General features: G+C 76.6%; 15 protein-coding genes and 1 pseudogene. 8 read left to right on the top strand and 8 right to left on the bottom strand.

The features are described 5' to 3' along the window. Positions 1–122 precede the first annotated feature (122 nt). The 6 genes from ACI8AF_RS27025 to ACI8AF_RS27000 are packed head-to-tail and all read right to left on the bottom strand — an operon-like array spanning position 123 to position 4473. Complete coding sequence (locus ACI8AF_RS27025; RefSeq protein ID WP_456542876.1) at positions 123–1310, bottom strand: acyl-CoA dehydrogenase family protein; 1188 nt, start codon at positions 1308–1310, stop codon at positions 123–125. A 41-nt stretch (positions 1311–1351) separates the two neighbouring features. Then, entirely contained in the window at positions 1352–1771 is a 420-nt protein-coding gene (locus ACI8AF_RS27020; protein ID WP_456542875.1) for a VOC family protein, read from the bottom strand. Next, on the bottom strand, positions 1768–2595 hold the full coding sequence (locus tag ACI8AF_RS27015) for a helix-turn-helix domain-containing protein (protein ID WP_456542874.1): 828 nt from the start codon (positions 2593–2595) through the stop codon (positions 1768–1770). The genes ACI8AF_RS27020 and ACI8AF_RS27015 overlap by 4 nt, the downstream gene beginning before the upstream one ends. 19 nt (positions 2596–2614) lie before the next feature. After that, entirely contained in the window at positions 2615–3124 is a 510-nt protein-coding gene (locus ACI8AF_RS27010) for a mycothiol transferase (RefSeq protein WP_456542873.1), read from the bottom strand. A 3-nt stretch (positions 3125–3127) separates the two neighbouring features. Next, complete coding sequence (locus tag ACI8AF_RS27005) at positions 3128–4300, bottom strand: serine/threonine-protein kinase (protein WP_456542872.1); 1173 nt, start codon at positions 4298–4300, stop codon at positions 3128–3130. A gap of 26 nt (positions 4301–4326) precedes the next feature. Then, positions 4327–4473: a hypothetical protein gene (locus ACI8AF_RS27000; RefSeq protein ID WP_456542871.1), complete on the bottom strand. Its 147-nt coding sequence runs from the start codon at positions 4471–4473 to the stop codon at positions 4327–4329. Between the two features lie 43 nt (positions 4474–4516). Here ACI8AF_RS27000 and ACI8AF_RS26995 point away from each other — a divergent pair, with 43 nt between their 5' ends. After that, positions 4517–7672: a carboxyl transferase domain-containing protein gene (locus ACI8AF_RS26995; RefSeq protein WP_456542870.1), complete on the top strand. Its 3156-nt coding sequence runs from the start codon at positions 4517–4519 to the stop codon at positions 7670–7672. Here ACI8AF_RS26995 and ACI8AF_RS26990 read toward each other — a convergent pair. Then, entirely contained in the window at positions 7653–8306 is a 654-nt protein-coding gene (locus tag ACI8AF_RS26990) for a maleylpyruvate isomerase family mycothiol-dependent enzyme (protein WP_456542869.1), read from the bottom strand. The genes ACI8AF_RS26995 and ACI8AF_RS26990 overlap by 20 nt on opposite strands. Before the next feature lie 72 nt (positions 8307–8378). Between ACI8AF_RS26990 and ACI8AF_RS26985 the strand changes: the two genes are divergently transcribed. From ACI8AF_RS26985 to ACI8AF_RS26970, 4 genes are read left to right on the top strand one after another with little or no spacing between them, the layout of a single operon-like run. Further along, on the top strand, positions 8379–8816 hold the full coding sequence (locus ACI8AF_RS26985) for a MarR family winged helix-turn-helix transcriptional regulator (RefSeq protein ID WP_456542868.1): 438 nt from the start codon (positions 8379–8381) through the stop codon (positions 8814–8816). Between the two features lie 37 nt (positions 8817–8853). Beyond that, entirely contained in the window at positions 8854–9180 is a 327-nt protein-coding gene (locus ACI8AF_RS26980; protein WP_456542867.1) for an ArsR/SmtB family transcription factor, read from the top strand. Next, a complete protein-coding gene (locus ACI8AF_RS26975; protein WP_456542866.1) occupies positions 9177–9602 on the top strand; it encodes an SRPBCC domain-containing protein in 426 nt (141 codons plus the stop codon). Before ACI8AF_RS26980 ends, ACI8AF_RS26975 begins: the two co-directional genes overlap by 4 nt. Positions 9603–9623: 21 nt before the next feature. Continuing rightward, complete coding sequence (locus ACI8AF_RS26970; protein ID WP_456542865.1) at positions 9624–10577, top strand: ornithine cyclodeaminase family protein; 954 nt, start codon at positions 9624–9626, stop codon at positions 10575–10577. 53 nt (positions 10578–10630) lie between these two features. On the opposite strand, the gene ACI8AF_RS26965 is transcribed toward ACI8AF_RS26970, so the two are convergent. After that, positions 10631–11650, bottom strand: coding sequence for a hypothetical protein (locus ACI8AF_RS26965; protein WP_456542864.1), 1020 nt, complete (start codon positions 11648–11650; stop codon positions 10631–10633). Positions 11651–11982: 332 nt separating this feature from the next. On the opposite strand from ACI8AF_RS26965, the gene ACI8AF_RS26960 reads away from it, so the two are divergent. The 3 genes and pseudogenes from ACI8AF_RS26960 to ACI8AF_RS26950 form a co-directional block, all read left to right on the top strand. Next, on the top strand, positions 11983–13599 hold the full coding sequence (locus tag ACI8AF_RS26960; RefSeq protein ID WP_456542863.1) for a hypothetical protein: 1617 nt from the start codon (positions 11983–11985) through the stop codon (positions 13597–13599). 136 nt (positions 13600–13735) lie between these two features. Then, positions 13736–14413 carry a DUF6325 family protein gene (locus ACI8AF_RS26955; RefSeq protein ID WP_456542862.1) on the top strand — a complete coding sequence of 226 codons (678 nt, stop codon included), beginning with the start codon at positions 13736–13738 and terminating at the stop codon, positions 14411–14413. Beyond that, positions 14410–15019, top strand: a pseudogene (locus ACI8AF_RS26950) (hypothetical protein); the annotation flags it as partial. The gene ACI8AF_RS26955 and the pseudogene ACI8AF_RS26950, both read left to right, overlap by 4 nt.

The following is a 15019-nucleotide window of genomic DNA, read 5'->3' as shown; positions in this document are numbered from 1 at the left end:
TCGACCGGTGAGTGCAAGCGAGCCTCGCAGCGGACCGCACCGACAGATCGGCTTGAAGACCCGAAGTCAGTCAGGCGCTGGGTCAGGAACGACCGCTGCGGGGCTCGCCCACATCCTCACTGTCAGGGGCGGTCGGGACGCCGGCCGCTGATCGCCGACAGGCCGGTGATCTCCCGGCCGACGATGAGCGCCTGCACCGAGTCGGTGCCCTCGAACGTGAACACCGCCTCCATGTCGGCGTGGTGCCGGGCGACGTGGTGGTCGAGCAGGATCCCGTCACCACCGAGGATGTCGCGGGCGTCGGCGACGATCGCCCGCGCCTTGGCGGCGTGGTTCATCTTCGCCAGCGACGCCATCGCCGCGGTCATCCGGCCCTCGTCGGCGAGCTTCGACAGCCGCCAGCACATCAGCTGCATCGCGGTGATCTCGGCCAGCATCCGGGCCAGCTTGTCCTGCACCAGCTGGTAGCCGGCGATCGGCTGCCCGAACTGCTCCCGCTGCAGCGCGTGCGCCAGCGCCAGCTCGTAGGACGCCGTCGCCAGGCCGAGCGCCCGCCAGGCCACGGTGTACCGGGTGCGGTCGAGCACCTGCGAGACGTCCTTGAAGCTCCGGCAGCCGGCCAGCCTGTTCTCCGCCGGCACCCGGACGCCGTCCAGCGCGATCTCCGCCTGCCAGACCGCGCGCAGCGCCGTCTTCCCGGTCATCACCCGCGCCGAGAAGCCCGGGGTGCCCTTCTCGACGACGTAGCCGCCGACGGCGCCCTCCTCGTCGCGGGCCCAGATCAGCACGAGGTCGGCGATCGAGCCGTTGCCGATCCACTTCTTCTGCCCGTCGAGCAGGTAGGCGTCGCCGTCGCGGCGGGCGGAGGTCTCCAGCGCGACGGCGTCGGAGCCGTGCCGCGGCTCGGTGAGGCCGAAGGCGCCGATCTTCTCCAGCCGCGCCATCGCGGGCAGCCAGCGCTGCCGCTGCTCCTCGTCACCGAGCAGCGCGATCGACTGCATCGCCAGGAAGCTGTGCACGCCGTTGAACGTGCCGACGCTGCCGTCGGCCCGGGCCAGCTCGGCGGCCACCAGCCCGGCGGAGACGGCGCTCATGCCGGGGCAGCCGTAGTCCTCGATGGTGCCGCCCGCGATCCCCAGCCGGGCGATCCCGGGCACCAGCTCGAACGGGAACTCGGCGCGCTCCCAGTAGTCGTTGATCCGCGGCAGCACCTCCGTGTCGCAGAAGGCGCGCACCCGGTCGCGGATCTCGATCTCGTCGGGCGTGAGCAGGTCCTCGAAGGCGTAGAAGTCGGGGCTCGGCGCGGTCACGACGTCGGACGCTATTGCGTCCGACCGGATCGCGCGCGACGTCAGGCGCCGCGGTAGGTGCCCACCGTCCAGAGGTTGCCGTCGGCGTCGCGGACGCCGAACTGGTGCGAGCCGTAGTCGGTGTCGTGCAGCGCCTCGAGCACCTGCACGCCGGGCAGCGCGCGGACCCGATCCCAGGCGGCCTCGACGGTGGCCGGCTCGGCGGCCACCACGTAGACGCCCTGGGGGCCGAGGGCGCCCCAGTCGCCGGGCTTGCCGCGGCTGCCGAACATCACGCCGCCGCCGTCGGGCCAGCGGGCCTCGGCGTGCTCCACGGTGCCGTCGGCCCCGCGGTGGCAGGCGGTGACGGTGAAGCCGAGGCCGTCGGTGAGGAAGGCGGTGCCGGCGTCGACGTCGGCGAAGCCGACGCTGGGCCAGACGGTGGGCGCGGGGGCGGTCGACAGCTCGGGGGAGGAGGTCATGCCGGCGAGGCTGCCTGCTCCGCCCGGTCGTCGTCTTGCAGGAATGGGAGCTCCTCGCGCAGCCAGGTGCCGATGCTGCAGCCGGCCAGCGCCCGCCACTCCCGCTGCAGGTGCGGCTGGTCGGCGTAGCCGCAGCGCACCGCGATCTCGGCGAGCGACGGGCGGCCGGGCCCCAGCAGCAGCCGGCGGGCGGCCTCGAACCGGGCGATCCGCGCCGCCTGCTTCGGACCGATGCCGGTGGCCAACCGGAACTGCTCGGAGAGGTGCCGCCGGCTCCAGCCGACGGCCGCGGCCACCTCCTCGACCCGCCGGCGGCCGTCGCCGGTGACGGTCAGCCGCCAGGCCTCGCCGACCTCCGGCGGCACCGCTCCCCGCGACCCGGACAGCCGCGCGAGCAGGGCGGCGTCGAGCCGCGCGAACCGCTCGGCCCACGTGCCCGCCTCGGCCAGCTGCTCGACCAGCCGGTCGGCGGCCCGGCCGAGGACGGCGGCCAGGTCGACGACGCGCTCGCCCAGTTCGGCCGCGGGCAGGCCGAACAGCGCCCGGGCGGCTGCGGGGGTGAGCCCGTACTGCAGGCCGTCCTGCGGGCGGGTGGCGTCGATCAGCGCCGGGCGGGTGTGCAGGCCGCCGAGCACCGCGTGCGCGGCGACGTCCTCGCCGAGCCCGGCCACCCGCAGCGGCGCGGCCAGCTCGACGACGAGGGTGAGGTGCCGGGAGGGCAGCCCGCGGTGGACGCCGGACGGGTTCGCGGCGACGCGGTAGCCGTGCGCCACGGCGACGAACGGCCGCAGCGGCGCCGGCACCGGGTGCGCCACGAACTCCACGCCGGCAGATCCTGCCCGCTCAGCCCGCGTCGAGCAGCCCCCGGACGTACGCGGCCTGGCCGACGTGCTGCAGGTCGTCGGAGAGCACGCTCACCAGCCGGACGCCGAGGGTGACCGGCGGGTCCCAGCGGCGGTCGACGACGCGGTCGAGGTCGTCGTCGTCCAGGCCCCGCAGGAACTCCGCGGTCCGGGCGGAGACGGCGTCGGCGTACTCGAGCAGGAGGTCGGGGGAGTCGACCCGGACGGCGGCGACGTCGTCGGGGCCGAAGCCGTAGCCGGTGGCGGAGTCGTCGATGGGCAGGCCGAACCGGCCGGCGAAGCCCTCCGCCGTCCACACCTGCTCCCGGCCGGCGACCTCGGCGACGTGGTCGTCCTGGACGCGCAGCAGGTGCCAGGCCAGCCAGGCGATGGTGTTGGCCTCCGGACCGACGCGCGCGGTGAGCTGCTCGGCGGTCAGCCCGTCGAGCGCGCGGCGCAGGGTCTCGCCGATCTGTCCGTAGGCGTACAGCAGCAGGTCACGGCTCCGCATGGCTCACCCTAGGCCGAGCACGCGCACGACCAGCCAGACCACGCCGGCGAGGGCGGCCAGCGTGAGCACCAGGGCGGTCACCACGGGGACGACCACCCACCGGCGCTTGAACCGCCGACGGCGCCGGGGTGCGGCGGGCGGCCGGCCGCTGAGCGGGGCGCTGCCCGGCCGCCGCCGCGCGGTCAGCGCGTCGCGTGCCATCGAGCCCAGCACCGCCCGCGAGGCGAGGGCGAGCTCGCGCAGGTCGGCGGGGTCGAAGCGGTGCACCGAGCCCTCGGCGCGGACCGGCGGCGGTGGAGGGGCGGGCGCGGGGACCGGCGCCGGGGGCTCCGCCCCGGCCAGCACGGCCTGCAGCCCCTGGCGCGCCTGCGCGGCGGTGCTGCGCTGCGCGGGGTCCTTGGTCAGCAGCCCCCGCAGCACCGGCTCGAGGGGGCCGGCGCGGACCGTCGGGGCCGGGTGCTCGGAGACGACCGACATCGCCGTCGCCATGGCCTCGCCCCGGGCGAACGGCGGCCGGCCCTCGACCGCCGCGTAGAGGGTGGCCCCGAGCGACCACAGGTCCACCCCCGGGTGCGGCTCGTCGCCGTGGATGCGCTCGGGCGCCATGTAGGACGGCGAGCCGATCAGCGCGCCGTTCGTGGTGAGGCTGTCGTCGCCGGTGGTCGTCGCGATGCCGAAGTCGGTGAGCCGGGCGTGCCCGTCGCGCTCGACCAGCACGTTGCCCGGCTTGACGTCGCGGTGCACGATCCCGGCGGCGTGCGCGGCCTCCAGCGCGGCGAGGAGGTCGAGGCCGATCCGGGCCGTGGCGTGCGGGGACAGCGGCCCGGCGTGCTCGAGGACGGCCTGGAGGCTGTCGGCCTCGACCCGCTCCATGACCAGCCAGGGCTTGCCGTCCTCCTCGACGACGTCGTAGACGGTCGTGACGCACGGGTGGTCCAGACGGGCGGCGGCCCGCGCCTCGCGCAGGGTGCGCTCGCGCAGCACGCGGCGCTCCTCCTCGGTCAGCCCGACCGAGAAGGTGAGCTCCTTGATCGCGACCTCGCGGTGCAGCATGCGGTCGGTCGCCCGCCAGACGACGCCCATGCCGCCGCGGCCGAGGACGTCGGTGAGCACGTAGCGACCGGCCAGCAGCCGCTCGCCCGGCACCGCCCCCGTGTCCGGCCGAGGAGCGCTCATGCGCGGACCGTACGCCCGCGACCGGCCTATTGCTGGTCCGTCGTCCCCTCCTCGGGGCTGCTCTGCGCCTCCATCTCGGCGGCCTGCTCCGGCGTCTCCATCTCCAGGGCGATGTCGCGGGGCTCGGGCAGGCTCGGGTCGGCGGTGCCGGTGTCCGGCTCGGGTGTCGTCATGCCCGCAGCCTGCCCGGATGCGCCCCCACCTACACTCCCGCGGATGCCGATCACCCGGCTCCTGGTGGCCAACCGGGGCGAGGTCGCCGTCCGGGTCCTGCGGACGGCGAGCGCCCTCGGGCTGCGCACCGTCGCGGTCGCGCCGGCCGACGACGCCGGCTCGCTGCACCTGCGCCGGGCCGACGACGCCGTCCGCCTGCCCGGTTCGGGCCCGGCCGCGTACCTCGACGTCACGGCGGTCGTCGGGGCCGCGGTCTCCGCCGGCGCGGACGCCGTCCACCCCGGGTACGGCTTCCTCGCCGAGAGCCCCGAGCTGGCCCGGCGGTGCGCGGACGCCGGGCTGGTGTTCGTCGGCCCCGACGCCGCCGTGCTGGAGCTGTTCGGCGACAAGGTGCGCGCGCGGGCACGCGCGGCGCAGCTCGGCATCCCGGTGCTGGCCGCCACCGGCGCGACCGACGCCGACGGCGCCCGGGCGTTCCTCCGCGGGGTCGGCGGGCCGGTGATGGTCAAGGCGCTGGCCGGCGGGGGTGGCCGGGGGCAGCAGCCGGTGGGCGCCGAGGACGAGCTGGCCGCGGCGCTGGAGCGCTGCCGGTCCGAGGCGCAGGCCGCGTTCGGCGTCGGCGACGTCTACGTCGAGCGGCTGCTGACCGGCGCCCGGCACGTGGAGGTGCAGCTCGCGGGCGACGGCACCGCGGTCGTCGCGCTCGGCGACCGCGACTGCAGCCTCCAGCGCCGCCGGCAGAAGCTGGTGGAGATCGCACCCGCCCCGGCGCTCGACGACCGGCTGCGGGCCGCGCTGGCCGGTGCCGCCGTCGCCCTGGGGAGCGGCGTCGGCCTCCGCGGCCTGGCCACCGTCGAGTTCCTCGTGCGCGGGGAGGAGTTCGTCTTCCTCGAGGTCAACCCGCGGCTGCAGGTCGAGCACACCGTCACCGAGGAGGTGACCGGCCTCGACCTGGTGGAGGTGGCGCTGCGGCTGGCCGAGGGCGCCGCGCTCGCCGACCTCGGGCTGGACGTGCCGGTCGTGCCCCGCGGCGCGGCCGTGCAGGCCCGGGTGAACGCCGAGACGCTGCGGCCCGACGGCGCCGTGCTGCCCTCCGCCGGTCGCCTCGAGCGGTTCGGACCGCCGACCGGGCGCGGGGTCCGCGTCGACACCGCCGCCGTTCCCGGCGCCGAGGTCGACCCGCGCTTCGACCCGCTGCTGGCGAAGGTGGTGGCGCGCGAGCGGGACCTGCCGCGCGCCCTCGCCGGGACGGCGCGGGCGCTGGCCGAGTGCGACGTCGCCGGCCCGGCGACCAACCTCGGCCTGCTCGCCGCCCTCGTCGCCCGTCCCGAGGTGGCCGGGGGGCGGACGACGACGACGTTCGTCGACGAGCACCTCGCCGAGCTGGTGCCGCCCGTGGAGGAGACGCGGCCCGTCGCCGGCGCGGACGGCGGGGTGGCCGTCGCGGCGCCGCTGCAGGGCGTCGTCGTGGCGGTCGAGGCGGGGGAGGGCCGGGCCGTGGCCGCCGGCGCGACCCTGCTGGTGCTCGAGGCGATGAAGATGGAGCACGTCGTCCCGGCGCCGGTCGCCGGCGACGTCGTCGCGGTGCGGGTGGCGGTCGGCGACGTCGTCCCGGCCGGCGCCGTGCTCGCCGTCCTCGCGCCGTCGGACGACGCCGGGGACACCGCCGCCGCGCGGGGCGAGGTCGACCTCGACGCGATCCGCCCCGAGCTGGCGGAGGTGCTCGAGCGGCAGCAGGGCACCCGCGACGAGGCGCGGCCGGAGGCGGTGGCGGGCCGGCGGGCGGCCGGCCGGTGGACCGCGCGGGAGACGGTCGCCGCGCTCTGCGACGGCGGCACCTTCGTGGAGTACGGCGCCCTCGGCATCGCCGCCCAGCGCCGGCGGCGCACCCTGGAGGAGCTGGTCGCCCGCACGCCCGCCGACGGCATGGTGGCCGGCATCGGCGAGGTGGACGGCGTCCCGACCGCCGTGCTCGCCTACGACTACACGGTGCTGGCCGGCACCCAGGGCCTGGTCAACCACCGCAAGGCCGACCGGCTGCTCGAGCTGGCCGAGCAGCGGCGGCTGCCGGTCGTGCTGGTGGCGGAGGGCGGCGGCGGGCGCCCCGGCGACACCGACTCGGCGGGGATCTCGCTGCTCGACGTCCCCACGTTCACGACGATGGCCCGGCTGGCCGGCCGGGTGCCCACCGTCGCCGTCGTCTCCGGCTACTGCTTCGCGGGCAACGCCGCGCTGGTCGGGGTCTGCGACGTCGTGATCGCCACCGAGGGCAGCAGCATCGGCATGGGCGGCCCGGCGATGATCGAGGCCGGCGGCCTGGGCGTCGTCGACCCGGACGACGTCGGCCCCACGGCGGTGCAGGCGGCCAACGGCGTCGTCGACCTCGTGGTGCCCGACGACGACGCCGCGGTCGTGGCGGCCCGCCGGGTGCTCGGCTGCCTGACCGGGCGGACCGGGGCGGGCGGGTGCGCCGACCAGCGGCTGCTGCGGCACCTGCTGCCCGCCGACCGGGTGCGCAGCTACGACGTCCGCCCGGTGCTCGACACCCTCGCCGACACCGGCAGCCTGCTGGAGCTGCGGCCCCGGTTCGGCCCCGGCATCGTGACCGCGCTCGGCCGGCTCGACGGCCGGCCGGTCGGGCTGCTGGCCAACGACCCGCGGCACCTGGGCGGGGCGATCGACGCCGAGTCCGCCGACAAGGCCGCGGCGTTCCTGCGGCTGTGCGAGGCGCACCGGCTGCCGGTGGTCTCGCTGGTCGACACCCCGGGGTTCATGGTGGGGCCGGAGTCGGAGCGCACGGGCACGGTGCGCCGATTCGGCGGCCTCTACGTCGCCGGGGCGGCGCTGACCGTGCCGCTGGTCGCGGTGGTGCTGCGCAAGGCGTACGGGCTGGGCGCCATGGCGATGACCGGCGGCGACCTGCGCGCCCCGTTCCTCACCGTCGCCTGGCCCACCGGCGAGTTCGGGCCGATGAGCCTGGAGGGCGCCGTCCGGCTCGGCTACCGGCGCGAGCTCGCCGCGCTGCCCGACGACGCCGCCCGGGAGGCCCGCTTCGCCGAGCTGGTCGCCGAGTCCTACCAGCAGGGCAGGGCGCTCAACGTCGCCTCGGTGTTCGAGATCGACGACGTCATCGACCCGGCCGACACCCGGGCGGTGGTCGGCGAGGCGCTCCGGGCGGCTACCGCGGCGCGGCGCTGAGCCGCTCGATCCCCGGGCCGGACAGCCGGTCGACCGCCACCGCGGTGCGGCCGGACAGCAGCAGGAGCAGCGCCTCGACCGGGCCCTCGACCAGGGCGCCCTCGCCGGCCGTCCAGTCGGTGTCGGTGGCGACCAGCCGCAGGCCCGCCAGCCGCCGGCGGGCGTCGAAGACGATGGTGAACGGCCACGTCATCGACCAGATGCGGGTGGCCGCCGTCGCCGCCGCCTCGACCGGCATCGAGCGCGGGCGTCCCAGCGGGACGGCGATGTCCTGGCCGTGCACCAGCACGTCGATCAGCGGCTCGTAGGGCGTGAGGCCGGGCACCCGCCGGCGCGAGCCGACCATCGCGCGGATCGCGGCGACCAGCTCGCCGGTGGAGGTCGCGTCGGCCCGCCGGACGGCGGCGTCGTGCGTCGTCCGGTGGAAGTCGCCCCGCCCCCGCAGGGCCGGACCGATGAGCTCGACCGGCCGGGCCACGGAGAAGGTGACGTGCGCGGCGACGTCGCGCACCCGCCAGCCCCGGCACAGCGACGGGTGCGCCCACTCGTCGGGGGAGAGGCCGGCCAGCAGGTCGGCGAGGCTGCCGCGCTGCTCGTCGATGACGGCCCAGACGGCGTCCCGGTCGAGGCTCATGGGAACCCCCAAGTAGTACGATAGTCTGACCAAACTAGGACGAGCCTCTGACCATCGTCAAGGGGGTGTGGGGTGGCCGACGACGAGCTGAACCTTGGCCTGCTGCTGTTCATCCCGTACCGGGCCATGGAGAAGCGCGTCTTCCAGCGGCTCGCGGAGGAGGGTTTCGACGACGTCACGCCGGCCCAGGCGCGGGTGATGGCGCGGATCGGCCCCGACGGCACGCGGCTGACCGAGCTGGCCGAGGCAGCGTCGGTGACCAAGCAGACCGCCGGCTTCCTGGTCGACCAGCTCGAGCGGGCGGGCTACGTGCGCCGCACGCCCGACCCGACCGACGCCCGGGCGCGGCTGGTCCGCATCGCCGAGCGCGGCGCCGCCGCGCAACCGGTGGCCGACGGCGTCGTCGCCGAGGTGGAGGCCGAGTGGCGGGCGCACCTGGGGGAGCGGCGCTGGCGACAGCTCCGCGACGCGCTCACCGCGCTCCGCGAGGTCACCGACCCGTACCGTTGACCGCCGCCGATCGGTTCCTCTACGGTAACCGTCACCCATGGGCGACCAATTGGCGGCAGACGACGCGTTCGACGCCCTCGGTGACCCGATGCGGCGCCGGATCCTCGAGTGCCTGCGGGACGGCGAGCTGCCGGTGGGCGAGCTGGCCGGCCGCCTGCCGGTCGGGCGGCCCGCCGTCAGCAAGCACCTGCGGGTGCTGGAGGGCGCGGGTCTGGTCGAGCACCGCTCGCGCGGGACGCGGAACCTCTACGCCCTGGCGCCCGGCGGCCTCGCCGACGTGCAGCGCTGGCTGACGAGCGTCTGGGACGACGCGCTGGGCGCGTTCGCCGGTTTCGTCGACGCCGAGGAAGGGAGAGCCCCGTGAGGCCGATCGTCCGCCAGGTCACCGTCGCGGCACCGCCGGAGCGCGCCTTCGCCCTCTTCACCGAGCGGATCGGGGAGTGGTGGCCGAGGGCCGGGCACAGCGTGTTCGGCGAGCGCGCCACCGTGGCCTTCGAGGGCCGCGGCCTCGTCGAGCGCGCCGGCGACCGGGTGAGCGTGTGGGCCGAGGCGACGCTGTGGGAGCCGCCGGACGCGCTCGAGCTCGACTGGCACCCCGGCCGCACGGCCGAGGATGCGACCCACGTGCGCGTCACCTTCGAAGCCGACGGCGAGCGCACCCTCGTCACGCTGGAGCACTCCGGCTGGGAGCGCCGGGCCGACGCCGCCGACGTCCGGGAGTCCTACGAGCAGGGCTGGCCCGTGGTCCTCGGCCGGTTCGCCGCGATGGAGGCTCCCGTCGGCTGACCGGTGCGCCACCATGGGCGCGTGCTGGTCCTGGGGCGCGCCGAGGTCGCCGAGCTGCTGGACGTCGACGCACTGGTCGACGCCCTCGCCGGTGCGATGGCCGACCTCAGCGCGGGCCGCGCATCGGTGCCCGCGCGGGTCGGCGCCGAGGTCGCCGAGCACGACGGGCGGCTGCTGTCGATGCCCGGGTACGTGCCGTCGCAGCGGGCGCTGGTCACCAAGCTCGTGTCGCTGTTCCCGCGCAACGCCGGCACCGCGCTGCCGACCCACCAGGCGGTCGTCGTCGTGTTCGACGCCGAGACCGGTGCGCCGTCCGCGCTGCTGGACGGCACCGGGATCACCGCCGTCCGGACGGCGGCCTGCTCCGCGCTGGCCACCCGGCTCCTTGCGCGGGACGACGCCGCGGTGCTGGCCGTGCTCGGCACCGGCGTGCAGGCCCGCGCGCACGCGCGGGCGCTGACCCGGGTGCGGCCGCTGCGGGAGGTCCGCATCGCCGGGCACGACGCCGGCCGGACCGCGGCGGCGGCCACCGAGCTGGCCGCGGAGCTCGGTCTGGAGGTGCGCGCCGTGACGGGACCCGCGGAGGCGTGCGCCGGCGCCGACGTCGTCTGCGCGACGACCCACCCGGGCGCCGACCCCCTCGTTCGGCGGGAGCTGCTGGACCCGGGCGCGCACGTCGTTTCGGTCGGCTGGGACCCGGCCGGCCGGGAGGTCGACGACGCGACCGTGCGCGACGCCCTCGTGGTCGTCGAGTCGCGGACGGCCGCGGCCGGCAGCCCGGACCTGTCCGCGGCGACGGTGGAGGACCTCCCGGAGCTCGGCGAGCTGGTCGCGGGCACCCGCCCGGGGCGCACGAGCGGCGAGCAGCTCACCCTCTACAAATCGGTGGGCGTCGCGGTGCAGGACGCCACGGCCGCGACCCTGGTGCTGGCAGCCGCACGGGAACGCGGCGCCGGCCGGGAGGTCGAGCTCTGAAGGGACCCTCCTGCAGGTCGAGCACCTGCGGCGAGGCCGACACCAGCCCTCGGTCAGGCGGCCGGCGTGGTCGCCGGCGCCTCGGCCGGCGTGCAGGCGGGGGCCGCCGGGTCGGTCGGGACGAGGGTCGGTTCCGTGGCCGGCGGGACCTCCGCGGCGCACGGGTCGGTCGGGCAGACCTCGGTGGCGGGGTCTGCCGGCGGTGCGGCGACCGGGGGGACGGCGGCGGGATCGGCCGGCTCCGCCGGGCAGGTCGGCTCGACCGGGGTCTCCGACGGCGTGGTGGGCTGCGGGGGCGTGGTGGGCTGCGGGGGCGTCGTGCTCCCCGGGGTGGTGGTGCCCGGGGTGGTGGTGCCCGGGGTGGTGGTGCCCGGGGTGGTGGTGCCCGGGGTGGTGGTGCCCGGGGTGGTGGTGCCCGGGGTGGTGGTGCCCGGGGTGGTGGTGCCCGGGGTGGTCGTGCCCGGCGTGGTGGTGCCCGGGGTGGTGGTGCCCGGGGTGGTCGTGCCCGGCGTGGTCGTGCCCGGCGTGGTGGTGCCGGGGGTCGTCCCCGAGAGCTCGGTCCCGGGCGTCGTCGTCCCGGGGTCGGTGGTCCCGGGGTCGGTGGTCCCGGGGTCGGTGGTGCCTGGTTCGGTGGAGCCCGGCTCGGGGCTGCCCGGCTCGGTCGGCGTCTCGGTCAGGCCGGGTAGCAGCGACGTGCCGGGTGGCGCGGCGTCGACGAGGGGCGGGAACTCCTCCTCGTCGTCGGCGGGCTCGGGAGGCGGGAGGTGCTCGGTCGGGACGAGGGCCGACGGGACCGGGGTCGCCGAGAGCGCCAGGTACGGGTCGTCGAAGCCGGGCGCCACCACGCCGATCTGGGGGATGGCGAGGGGACCGGCCGCGGTGGTCGTCTCCGCGGCGGCCGACAGCGGAGCCGCGTCGGTGCCGTGCCCGTCCGGGCCGGCCGCGGACACCGGCGCCACCGTGGTCTCCAGTGCGGCCAGGAGGGCCGCGACGGCGAGGGCACCGGCCCCGGCGCCGATGGTCGAGACCGACCGGGCGGCGCGGCGCGGGCGAGCCGGCGCGGGGCTGCGCACCGCCCTGTGTCTGCCCATCTCGACCCCCGTGTTCCGGACCGACTTGTCCGCATCATGTCCCGCGGTCGTAGAGCAGGTCCATGGGAGGAAGGGCGGGGAAGGGTTCCACCGCGACGGCAGGCGACACGCCGGATCGTCGTCACCCCTCGTGATCGGCCCTGGTGACTCGTCACTGTGCGTGCTCGTTCGAAAGTCGTAGGACGTTTTCTGCGATCAGGGGTTGACGGAGCCGCCTCGCCGGCTGGCAGGGTCGTCGGCGGTGGCGCGGCCTGGAAGCCGCCCGGAGATCCGTGCCTCGACTCCTGCTGGTCCGTTCCGGACGGGGGATCTCCGTGAAGCGTGTGCTCGTCTTCGTCCTGCCCGCCCTCCTCGTCCTGGTCGGCTTCGTCGTCATCGGCCCCTCGGCGCAGGCGGCGTCCGGCGTCTTCGCCGCGCGCGCCGGCACCGACGACGCCGAGCAGCAGGCCTCCGGGACGTCCGTCGACAGCTCGGACCTGGAACTGGTGCAGGACGGGTCCCAGCGGCAGACGGTCGGTCTCCGGTTCCCGGCGGTGACGATCCCGCCGGGTGCGACGGTCTCGCGCGCCTGGGTCCAGTTCACCGCGGACAAGAGCGGCTCGGCCCCCGTCGCGCTCACCATCCACGGGCAGGCGGCCGACAACGCACCCGCCTTCTCCACCGCCGCGGGCGACGTGACCGCACGACCGAGGACGACGGCCGCCGTCACCTGGTCGCCGCCGTCGTGGTCGTCCGGCCAGCGCGGCACCGCCCAGCGGACGAGCGACGTGGCGACCGTCGTGCAGCAGGTCGTGAACCGGCCGGGCTGGCGGTCGGGCAACGCGCTCGTGCTGGTCGTCTCCGGCACCGGCTCGGCGGCACGGGTGGCGGCCAGCGTCGAGAGGGGCGCCGCCCGGGCCCCCGCCCTGCACGTGGAGTGGACCACCTCGACGCAGCCGACGCCCACGACTCCCACCACGAGCACCCCGCCGCCGCCGCCGGCGCCGGGACCGAGCGCGGGCGGGGCCGCCTACGGCTTCCCCGACTGCTCGGCCGGAGGCCGGGGCGTGATCCGACCCCATCCCCAGGGAACGGTCCTGACCAGCAGGTGGCGCGTCGAGGAACCCCCGGACGACACGACGTACGACCTCCGCGGCGTCGCCTCGACCGCCTTCCCCTCGACGTCGCACGTGTTCAGCTTCGGCACCGGCAGCGACAACCTCGACGCCGGCCGTCGCACCTGCCTGATCGGCGGCGAGCTGCGCGACCAGGTGGGGTACCCACCGCCGCGGACGTGGGACTGGTACCACGACAACGCCAACGCCTCGTGCGTGAAGGGCGCGGCCTACGAGTGGTACCAGATCGTGGGCACCCGGTGCGCGGGGATCGAGGACGGCTTCCGGCCGCAGGAGCCGGGCGTGAACGCCAACAACACGCGCTTCCTGATCGCGCACACCTACCTGACGAACGTCCTGGACGACTGCCTGGAGAACGACTACACGACCGCCGGCGTCGTGCTCGACAGCCTCTGGGCGGAGTGCTACACGGGCATCTCGGAGCGGCCGTCGTCCGACCGCTGCTGGGCCACCCCTCCGGGCGAGCAGCTCGTCCTCGACCGGCTGCTGATGGGGCTGCGACCGATGCAGCAGCCGGAGGGGTTCGGTTACGGCCGCCTCTTCAAGTGGTCGAAGTGCGAGGGGCCGAACCAGCTCGTCATCAAGTGCTCGATGTTCTTCGTGCCCGATCACCGGCTCGGCGACGCCGACGGCATGGACATCCCCGCGGGCACGGTGGTCGACGACTCGGCGTGCCCGGGGAACCCGACGACCATCGTGTGGCTGGGCGAGGGGCCCTATCCCGGCGACCTGCAGGGGCTGCCGATCCGGGTGGTCACCGACCGCGCGGTCTGGGACACGGCCGTCGCGAACTGGGAGGCCCGCCACGGCTACTGAGCCGGCGCAGCGGGAGGGAGCGGACACCCGGCCGGCTCATCCGGTCTGAGCGATGGCCGGGAGCGCGGGAGCGGCGACGATCGCGCCGTCCGCCCGATGTCGGGATGCCGGCTCTCGACCGCGCAGGAGCGCCGACGTGACACGACAACTCATCGACCAGCCCCCGGACGCCCTCGACGAGCTCGGGCCCGTCGACCGGACCGTCCTCGAGTTCCCGGGGAGCCGGTTCAACGGGGAGATCGCCCCCGCCCTCACGGACCTGGTCTCCCGCGGCACGGTCCGGATCCTGGACCTGCTCCTCATCCGGAAGGGCGCCGACGACGCCGTGGACCTCGCCGAGCTGGCCGAGCTCGACGAGGGCGAGGTCGGCGAGCTGCGGGCCTACGAGGGGCAGCTGGCCGTGCTGCTCAGCGAGGAGGACGTCGCCGCCGCGGCGGCGGCCGTCGAGCCGGGCAGCACCGCCGTCCTGCTGGTGTGGGAGAACGCCTGGGCGGCGCCCTTCGCCTCCGCCGTCCGGCACGCCGGGGGCAGCTCGTGGCCAGCGGGCGCATCCCCGTGCAGGCCATGCTCGCCGCCGTCGAGGAGCTCGACGCCCTCGAGCGGGACGACGGCACCGACGACGACTCCACGAGGAAGGACGACTGACATGCCGCTGGCAGCTCGCCGCATGCGCCGGGCCACGGTGATCGGCCCCGCCCCGGTCGCCCGCACGGCCGCGACCCTCGGCACCGCCGCCGTGGTGGCGCACGGCGTCGTCCGCCGGACCGAGCGCCGCGAGGAGCGGCGGGAGGACCGCCGCGACCGGCGCTGGTGACCGCCGCCCCTGACGCGGCCGCGCACCCCCGGCCGGACGATCCGACGGCCGATCCGCTGGCCGTGATGCGCTCGCGCGCCTACCTGCGCCTGCTCGTCCTCGCCGTGGCGCTGGGGGTGCCGATCGCCGCTGCGGCGTACTGGTTCCTCAAGCTCACCGACCTGGTGCAGCGCTGGGCCTTCGAGTCCGCGCCGCAGGCCCTGGGGTACGGGACGGCGCCGACCTGGTGGCCGTTGCTGCCGCTCGGCGTGGCCGGCCTCGCCGTGGGGGCGACGATCCGCTACCTGCCCGGCGCGGGCGGTGAGTCACCGGCGGACGGCTTCCGGCCCGGGGGGCTCCCGGTGCCGGCGTCGCTGCCCGGCATCGCCCTCGCCGCGATCGCCGGCATCGGGCTGGGAGCGGTCGTCGGGCCGGAGGCGCCGCTGGTCGCGCTCGGCGGCGGCCTGGCGTACCTCGCGGTCCGGCTCGCGCGCCGCGACGTCCCCCGTCCGGGGGGGGGGGGGGGGGGGGGGGCGGGCGGGGGGGGCGGGGGGGGTGGGGGGGGGGGGGGGGCCGGCGGGGGGGGGGGGGGGGGGGGGGGGGGGTGGCGGGGGGTGGTGGGGGGGG

The organism is Blastococcus sp. SYSU D00669, from assembly GCF_054050715.1.
The sequence above is the reverse complement of the archived record's forward strand: the minus strand, read 5'-3'. Positions and strand labels throughout refer to the sequence as shown.

Coding starts and splice junctions, on each gene's coding strand:
- ACI8AF_RS26995 (WP_456542870.1), top strand. CDS start 4,517: ATGCCGATCACCCGGCTCCTGGTGGCCAACCGGGGCGAGGTCGCCGTC.
- ACI8AF_RS26980 (WP_456542867.1), top strand. CDS start 8,854: ATGGGCGACCAATTGGCGGCAGACGACGCGTTCGACGCCCTCGGTGAC.
- ACI8AF_RS27010 (WP_456542873.1), bottom strand. CDS start 3,124: ATGCGGAGCCGTGACCTGCTGCTGTACGCCTACGGACAGATCGGCGAG.
- ACI8AF_RS27000 (WP_456542871.1), bottom strand. CDS start 4,473: ATGACGACACCCGAGCCGGACACCGGCACCGCCGACCCGAGCCTGCCC.
- ACI8AF_RS26990 (WP_456542869.1), bottom strand. CDS start 8,306: ATGAGCCTCGACCGGGACGCCGTCTGGGCCGTCATCGACGAGCAGCGC.
- ACI8AF_RS27005 (WP_456542872.1), bottom strand. CDS start 4,300: ATGAGCGCTCCTCGGCCGGACACGGGGGCGGTGCCGGGCGAGCGGCTG.
- ACI8AF_RS27020 (WP_456542875.1), bottom strand. CDS start 1,771: ATGACCTCCTCCCCCGAGCTGTCGACCGCCCCCGCGCCCACCGTCTGG.